A 7,622-nucleotide genomic window follows, 5' to 3' on the forward strand; every position below is an offset into this window, starting at 1 on the left:
GCACCAAAATAGCGCGACCGTCGATCGTTTATGGTGCAACCCGGTTGCACTGGGCCAGAGGACGGCGCTACCCGATTAAATAAAGCAATGACTGTGCCAGGATGGCAAATGACGGGAAGAAAAAAAAGCCGACGACGGGCGTCGCCGGCAGAGCATTTATCGGCGACGCTGACGCAGGCTCATCAGCAGCGCGCCGAAGCCGAGCAGCGCCGTCAGCGCCCACAGCGGCCAGTTGCCAGTGCGGGCGTAAGGGGTCAAGCCGCTGGTGGGCGTCACGGTGGTGGTCAACACCTCGCGGGTAAACTGCGGGATCATCTTCTGAATCTCGCCGCGCGGGCCGATGACGGCGGTAATGCCGTTGTTGGTGCTGCGCAGCAGCGGGCGGGCCAGCTCCAGGGCGCGCATCCGCGCCATCTGGAAGTGTTGCCACGGGCCGATGGACTTGCCGAACCAGGCGTCGTTGGAGATGGTCAGCAGGAAGTCGGTGTCCGGACGGAAGTTATCCCGCACCTGTTCCCCGAGGATGATCTCGTAGCAGATGGCCGCGGTCAGCTTGAGGTTATGCGCCATCAGCTGCGGCTGCACGTAGGGACCGCGGCTGAAGGAGGACATCGGCAGGTCGAAGAATGGCGCCAGCGGACGCAGAATCGACTCCAGCGGTACAAACTCGCCGAACGGCACCAGATGGTTCTTGTTGTAGCGGTTGGTCGAGTCGTAGCGGTACGGGTTATCTTTGCCGAGGGTAATGATGGTGTTGTAGGTGTCGTAGCGGTTCTGCTTATTGAGACGCGCGTCGACGATGCCGGTGATCAGCGAGCTGTCTTTTGCGCGCAGCAGATCGTCCATCATGCTGAGGAACTGCTGCTGGTTGATCTCGAGATCCGGGATCGCCGATTCGGGCCAGATAATCAGCTGCGAGTGGCCGATATGCGGCTGGGTCAGCGCCAGATAGGTTTTCAGAGTGTTAACCAGCTGCTTCTCGTCCCACTTCATGGCCTGCGGGATATCGCCTTGCACCAGCGAGACCTGTGTCGCACGCGCCGGCAGCAGCTGATACCACTGGATATAGCGCAGCGGGAACGGCAGGGCGAACAGCAGCGCGGCAATGACCAGCGGCTTCCCGTTGCGCTGGACGAGGGCCAGGGCCAGCAGGCCGCTTACCATCATCAGCAGGAAGTTGATCGCCTCGACGCCCATTACCGGCGCCAGGCCTTTCAGCGGGCCGTCAATCTGGCTGTAGCCGAACTGCAGCCACGGAAAACCGGTCAGCACCCAGCCGCGCAGGAACTCGGTGATCTGCCAGACGACGGGAGCGGCGATCGCCACCCGCAGCCAGCTGGTTTTGGGCCACAGACGGGCGAGCAGGCCGGCAAACAGGCCGGTGTAGAGCGAGAGATAGGCCGCCAGCAGCACGACGAGGAAGACGTTAACCGGGCCCGGCATACCGCCAAACTGCGCGATGCTGACATAGACCCAGTTGATACCCGTGCCGAACAGGCCGAGCCCCCAGAAATAGCCGATGCCGGCGCTTTGCAGCGGGCGGCGGTTGAGGGTTAACGCCTGCAGACCGACCAGCGAAATAATCGCCGCGGGCCAGAAGTTATAAGGTGAAAAAGCCAGCGTTCCGCTGGCTCCGAATAGCAGCGCCAGCAGCAGACGTACGCGCTGACGTTCAAGAAGAGAGGCAAATACCATTTAGGCTAATCGTCCCGTTAATTAACGCCTGTTGCCACAGGCTATGCTGTTTGCCAGCCGGGGGAGGGGACAACCGGGGATCGCCCACGGTCTGTCTCCCGGCTGGCCGTGACCTTCAGCGCCGCCGCTTACTCTTCCAGCTTCGGCTGGGGAGCGTCATCCGGCAGCTTAACATGCACCTGAATGATACGACGACTATCTGCCATTGCTACCTTGAATTGGTAACCATCAATGTCGATAGATTCGCCGCGAGCCGGCAGGTGGCCAAAGGCCTGCATTACCAGTCCGCCAATGGTATCCACTTCTTCATCGCTGAAGTGCGTATCGAAGGCGTCATTGAAGTCTTCGATAGAGGCCAGAGCGCGCACCGTCCACGTATGGCGGCTCAGCTGGCGGAAATCGATATCTTCTTCTTCGTCGTACTCGTCTTCAATTTCCCCGACGATGAGCTCAAGGATATCCTCGATGGTCACCAGACCGGAGACGCCGCCGAATTCGTCAATAACGATCGCCATATGGTAGCGCTGTGAGCGAAACTCTTTCAGCATGCGGTCGACCCGCTTGCTTTCCGGAACGACAACCGCCGGCCGTAACACTTTTTCCATGCTGAAAGCTTCGGCGTCGCTGCGCATAAACGGCAGCAGATCCTTGGCCATCAGAATCCCTTCGATGTGATCTTTATCTTCACTGATGACCGGGAAGCGCGAGTGGGCGGATTCGATGATGACATCAAGGCACTCGTCCAGCGTCTGATTGCGTTTCAGGGTAATCATTTGTGAACGGGGGATCATAATGTCGCGGACCCGCTGGTCGGCGATATCCATTACCCCTTCGAGCATGTCACGGGTATCTTCATCGATAAGGTCGTTCTGCCCGGAATCACGGATCAGCGCCAGCAGTTCATCGCGGTTTTTCGGTTCCCCGTGAAAGAGCTGGCTGAGTAACAGGGAGAAAAATCCCTTTTTGCTGTTTACTGTGTCACTACTGTGTGAATTGTCGTCGCTCATGGCGTCGTTTGGGTTCTCATGTTGATTTAATGTCGCTCGTCGCGCGTACACTCAGCGCCGGACGGCATGGGTTGCCTGAGGTTCAGGCGGGTAAAATGCATGAACAGCGGCCGGATGAGACGCAAGCGCCGCCATCCGGCAGGGGGCTATTCAGCAATCTTCTCGGAAATGTACGGGTCCTCATAGCCCAGAGCAAGCATTATCTCTGTTTCTAGGGCTTCCATCTCTTCCGCTTCGTCATCTTCGATGTGATCGTAGCCCAGCAGATGGAGGCTGCCGTGAACCACCATATGCGCCCAGTGCGCCTCCAGCGGCTTCCCTTGCTCGCTGGCTTCCTGCTCCACCACCTGACGGCAAATGATCAGATCGCCGAGCAGCGGCATTTCAATCCCCGGCGGCGCTTCAAACGGGAAAGAGAGGACATTGGTCGGTTTATCCTTGCCGCGATAGGTCAGGTTCAGCTCATGGCTTTCTGCAACGTCGACCAGACGAATCGTTAACTCTGACTCCTCCTGAAACGGCGGAATGACGGCGTCGACCCAGCGTTGAAAAAGGGCTTCGTCCGGCAGGCCGCTGGTCTCTTCGCAGGCCAGCTGTAAATCGAGGATCACCTGACTCATTTTTGCTCCTGTTCCTGGGCTTCGCGTTTGCGCTCGGCGGCCAGTTCTGCTTTACGTTTCTGGTCTGCGGCTTCCCATGCCTCATAGGCGTTCACGATGCGGGCGACCACCGGATGGCGGACCACGTCTTCGCTATGGAAGAAGTTAAAGCTGATCTCATCGACTTCCGCCAGCACTTCGATGGCGTGGCGCAGACCGGATTTGGTGCTGCGCGGCAGGTCAATCTGCGTGATGTCGCCGGTGATCACCGCCTTGGAGTTAAAGCCGATGCGGGTCAGGAACATCTTCATCTGCTCGATGGTGGTGTTCTGGCTTTCATCAAGAATGATAAAGGCGTCATTCAGCGTCCGTCCGCGCATATAGGCCAGAGGAGCCACTTCGATGACGTTACGCTCAATCAGCTTTTCCACCTTCTCAAAGCCGAGCATCTCGAACAGCGCGTCGTACAGCGGGCGCAGATACGGGTCGACCTTCTGGCTCAGATCGCCGGGCAGGAAGCCGAGCTTTTCGCCCGCCTCGACGGCCGGACGGGTCAGCAGAATGCGGCGGATCTCCTGGCGCTCCAGCGCATCGACCGCCGCCGCCACCGCCAGATAGGTTTTCCCGGTACCTGCCGGACCCACGCCGAAGGTGATGTCGTGATCGAGGATATTGGCGATGTACTGCGCCTGGTTCGGCGTACGCGGTTTGATCACCCCGCGCTTGGTCTTGATATTGACGGCTTTTCCGTACTCCGGCACGCTCTCGGCGCTCTGCTCCAGCACGCGCGCCTCTTTGATCGCCAGATGGATCTGCTCTGGTTCGATATCCTGAATCTGACCGCGCATCGGCGCCGTGTCGACATACAGGCTGCGCAGAATATCGGCGGCGGCGTGCACGCAAAGGGCGCGTCCGGTCAGTTTAAAGTGATTGTCACGGCGGTTGATCTCAATGCCTAACCGACGCTCCAGCTGTTTGATGTTGTCGTCAAACGGGCCGCACAGGGCTAACAGGCGTGCGTTATCCGCTGGCTCCAGGGTAATTTCACGAGTGTCTATGTTCAAACTGTTCCTCTTTACGCAGGTGGCCGGACGCGGCGCGTGGCCGGCTAATCAGGAAATTATTTACGTCACAGGAAAATGGCGCAAGCATTGCTGTAGATATAGGGACGGAGAGAGGAATTACAAGGCCTGCCGGAACCGACAGGCCTGAAGGGATCACGGCTGATAGATACCTACGCCAAGATCGTTCTCTTTACGGGTGCGGGCAATCACTGATTCAGGTGATTCAGCGATACGCAGACCCATCTCCGCTTCGGTGCGCACGATTTTGCCGCGCAGCGAGTTGGTGTAAACATCGACAATTTCGACATCCACAAACTTGCCGACGAGGTCCGGGGTGCCTTCAAAGTTGACCACCCGGTTGTTCTCCGTACGTCCGGAAAGCTCCATGATGTTCTTGCGCGACGTGCCTTCCACCAGGATGCGCTGTACCGTGCCGAGCATGCGACGGCTCCAGGCCATCGCCTGCTGGTTGATGCGCTCCTGCAGAATATACAGACGCTGTTTCTTATCGGCATCCGGCACGTCGTCTACCATATCGGCCGCCGGGGTGCCCGGACGGGCGGAGAAGATAAAGCTGTAGCTCATATCGAAATTGACGTCGGCGATAAGCTTCATTGTCTTTTCGAAATCTTCCGTAGTTTCGCCGGGGAAGCCGACGATAAAGTCGGAGCTTATCTGAATATCCGGACGCGCTTCACGCAGCTTGCGAATAATCGCTTTATACTCCAGCGCGGTATGGGTGCGTCCCATCAGGTTCAGCACGCGGTCGGAGCCGCTTTGCACCGGCAGGTGCAGGAAGCTCACCAGCTCCGGCGTATCGCGATAGACATCGATGATATCGTCGGTAAATTCGATCGGGTGGCTGGTGGTGAAGCGAATGCGGTCGATGCCGTCGATAGCGGCGACCAGGCGCAGCAGATCGGCAAAGCTGCCGGTAGTGCCGTCGTAGTTCTCGCCGCGCCAGGCGTTCACGTTCTGGCCCAGCAGGTTGACTTCACGCACGCCCTGCGCCGCCAGTTGGGCGATTTCAAACAGGATATCGTCGCACGGGCGGCTGACTTCTTCTCCGCGGGTGTAGGGCACCACGCAGTAGGTGCAGTATTTGTTGCAGCCTTCCATAATCGAGACAAAGGCGGTCGGGCCTTCGGCGCGCGGTTCTGGCAGGCGATCGAATTTTTCAATTTCCGGGAAGCTGATATCAACCACCGGGCTGCGGTTGCCGCGCACGGAGTTAATCATCTCCGGCAGGCGGTGCAGGGTTTGCGGCCCGAAAATAATATCGACATAGTGCGCGCGCTGACGAATATGGTCGCCTTCCTGGGAAGCTACGCAGCCGCCAACGCCAATAATCAGGTCCGGGTTCTTCTCTTTCAGCAGCTTCCAGCGGCCAAGCTGATGGAAAACTTTTTCCTGGGCCTTCTCACGAATTGAGCAGGTATTGAGCAACAGCACATCTGCTTCTTCCGCCACTTCGGTCAGTTGATACCCATGTGTCGCATCCAGCAGATCGGCCATCTTTGATGAATCATACTCGTTCATCTGACAGCCCCAGGTTTTAATATGGAGTTTTTTTGTCATTGACTTGCTCATGCTCAGTAATAGATATCCAAAACGCGGGGATATATACAGGGTGAATTTCGCATTCCAGGGCGCGTATTGTAATGCTTTGGTCGCCCCCTGACCAGTGCGAGCGTTATCACCGCAAGAGGGCGAAAAATCCGGTAAACTTAACGGATTCTGCTTTAAGGATAATAGCCATGACAATTCACGCAACAGATGTCGCCATCGTGGGAGGCGGCATGGTCGGCGGCGCCCTGGCGTTGGGGCTGGCGCAACAGGGATTTACCGTGACGGTGCTTGAGAAAACGGCGCCTCCGGCTTTCGATCCAGCATCCGCCCCGGATGTGCGGATCTCGGCGATCAGCGCGGCCTCGGTCGGCCTGCTGAAAAGCCTTGGCGTCTGGGATGCCGTGCGGGCGATGCGCGTCCACGCCTACCGTCGACTGGAGACCTGGGAGTGGGAGAGCGCCCACGTCGCCTTTGACGCCGCCGAGCTTAAGCTGCCGGAGCTGGGCTATATGGTCGAGAACAAGGTCCTGCAGTGGGGCCTGTGGCAAGCGCTGACGGCGCACGAAGGGGTTACCCTGCGTGTTGGCGGCGAACTGGAGGCGATGCAGCGCGGCGAGGCGGAGACGGCGTTGCGTTTACGCGACGGGGAGACGATCCACGCCCGGCTGGTTATCGGCGCCGACGGCGCCAGCTCTCAGGTGCGGGAGATGGCCGGCATCGGCGTGCATGCCTGGCAATATCAGCAATCCTGTATGCTCATTAGCGTCCAATGCGCCGACGATCCCGGCGACAGCACCTGGCAGCAGTTTACCCCCAGCGGACCGCGCGCTTTCCTGCCGCTGTTCGACAACTGGGCCTCGCTGGTGTGGTATGACGCCCCGGCGCGGATCCGTCAGCTGCAGGGTATGTCCATGCCCCAGCTCCAGCAGGAGATCGCCCGCCATTTCCCGGCGCGTCTCGGGCGGGTGACGCCGCAGGCGGCCGGCGCCTTCCCGCTCACCCGGCGTCATGCGCTGCAGTATGTTCAGCCTGGTCTGGCGCTGGTGGGCGATGCGGCGCACACCATTCATCCGCTGGCGGGGCAGGGGGTTAACCTTGGCTATCGTGATGTTGACGCCCTGCTGGAGGTCCTGACGCAAGCGCGCGGCCGCGGCGAAGAGTGGGCCAGCCTGCCGGTGCTCAAGCGCTACCAGGGGCGGCGGCGGGCGGATAATTTTATTATGCAGTCGGGGATGGATCTGTTTTACGCCGGATTCAGCAATGACCTGGCGCCGGTGCGGATGCTGCGCAATATTGGCCTGATGGCGGCCGAACGCGCCGGGGCGCTGAAGCGTCAGGCGCTGAAGTATGCGTTAGGCTTGTAAACCGGCGTCGCGGGCAGGGGCGTCGTGGAAAGCGCCTGCCCGGCAGTCAGTGATGCGCCAGGATGGCAAAACGCCAATAACAAAAAAGCCCACCGAGGTGGGCTTTTTTGCATTGAAGTGGCTGGGGTACGAGGATTCGAACCTCGGAATGCCGGAATCAGAATCCGGTGCCTTACCGCTTGGCGATACCCCAATTGTCTGTTGCATTTAACCGTCACTATCCCGGTTTTAGCGCAACAGTGCGTTCATTGCTGAACGACTTTTTAATTTGGCTGGGGTACGAGGATTCGAACCTCGGAATGCCGGAATCAGAATCCGGTGCCT

General features: G+C 59.0%; 6 protein-coding genes and 1 tRNA gene. 1 reads left to right on the top strand and 6 read right to left on the bottom strand.

All coding sequences use genetic code 11. From position 1 onward, the window contains the following. Nucleotides 1-156: 156 nt before the first annotated feature. From lnt to miaB, 5 genes are all read right to left on the bottom strand, one after another. Nucleotides 157-1,695, bottom strand: coding sequence for an apolipoprotein N-acyltransferase (lnt, locus tag ABLV52_RS12170; RefSeq protein WP_348890437.1), 1,539 nt, complete (start codon nucleotides 1,693-1,695; stop codon nucleotides 157-159). 128 nt (nucleotides 1,696-1,823) lie between these two features. Beyond that, a complete protein-coding gene (corC, locus tag ABLV52_RS12175) occupies nucleotides 1,824-2,702 on the bottom strand; it encodes a CNNM family magnesium/cobalt transport protein CorC (RefSeq protein ID WP_004197606.1) in 879 nt (292 codons plus the stop codon). A 146-nt stretch (nucleotides 2,703-2,848) separates the two neighbouring features. Further along, nucleotides 2,849-3,322, bottom strand: coding sequence for an rRNA maturation RNase YbeY (ybeY, locus tag ABLV52_RS12180; RefSeq protein WP_023288844.1), 474 nt, complete (start codon nucleotides 3,320-3,322; stop codon nucleotides 2,849-2,851). Then, nucleotides 3,319-4,365 (bottom strand): PhoH family protein, encoded by a 1,047-nt coding sequence (locus ABLV52_RS12185; protein WP_004176871.1) that lies wholly within the window; start codon nucleotides 4,363-4,365, stop codon nucleotides 3,319-3,321. Before ABLV52_RS12185 ends, ybeY begins: the two co-directional genes overlap by 4 nt. A 153-nt stretch (nucleotides 4,366-4,518) precedes the next feature. Continuing rightward, nucleotides 4,519-5,943: a tRNA (N6-isopentenyl adenosine(37)-C2)-methylthiotransferase MiaB gene (gene miaB, locus ABLV52_RS12190; protein WP_004885906.1), complete on the bottom strand. Its 1,425-nt coding sequence runs from the start codon at nucleotides 5,941-5,943 to the stop codon at nucleotides 4,519-4,521. Nucleotides 5,944-6,122: 179 nt separating this feature from the next. Between miaB and ubiF the strand changes: the two genes are divergently transcribed. Continuing rightward, the gene (ubiF, locus tag ABLV52_RS12195) at nucleotides 6,123-7,298 is read left to right on the top strand and encodes a 3-demethoxyubiquinol 3-hydroxylase (RefSeq protein WP_044521625.1); all 1,176 of its coding nucleotides are present in this window, start codon (nucleotides 6,123-6,125) and stop codon (nucleotides 7,296-7,298) included. Between the two features lie 118 nt (nucleotides 7,299-7,416). On the opposite strand, the gene ABLV52_RS12200 is transcribed toward ubiF, so the two are convergent. Next, nucleotides 7,417-7,491, bottom strand: a tRNA-Gln gene (locus ABLV52_RS12200). Nucleotides 7,492-7,622 lie beyond the last annotated feature (131 nt).

The organism is Klebsiella sp. GB_Kp056 (genome assembly GCF_040064755.1).
In the GTDB taxonomy this organism is placed as follows: domain Bacteria; phylum Pseudomonadota; class Gammaproteobacteria; order Enterobacterales; family Enterobacteriaceae; genus Klebsiella; species Klebsiella quasipneumoniae.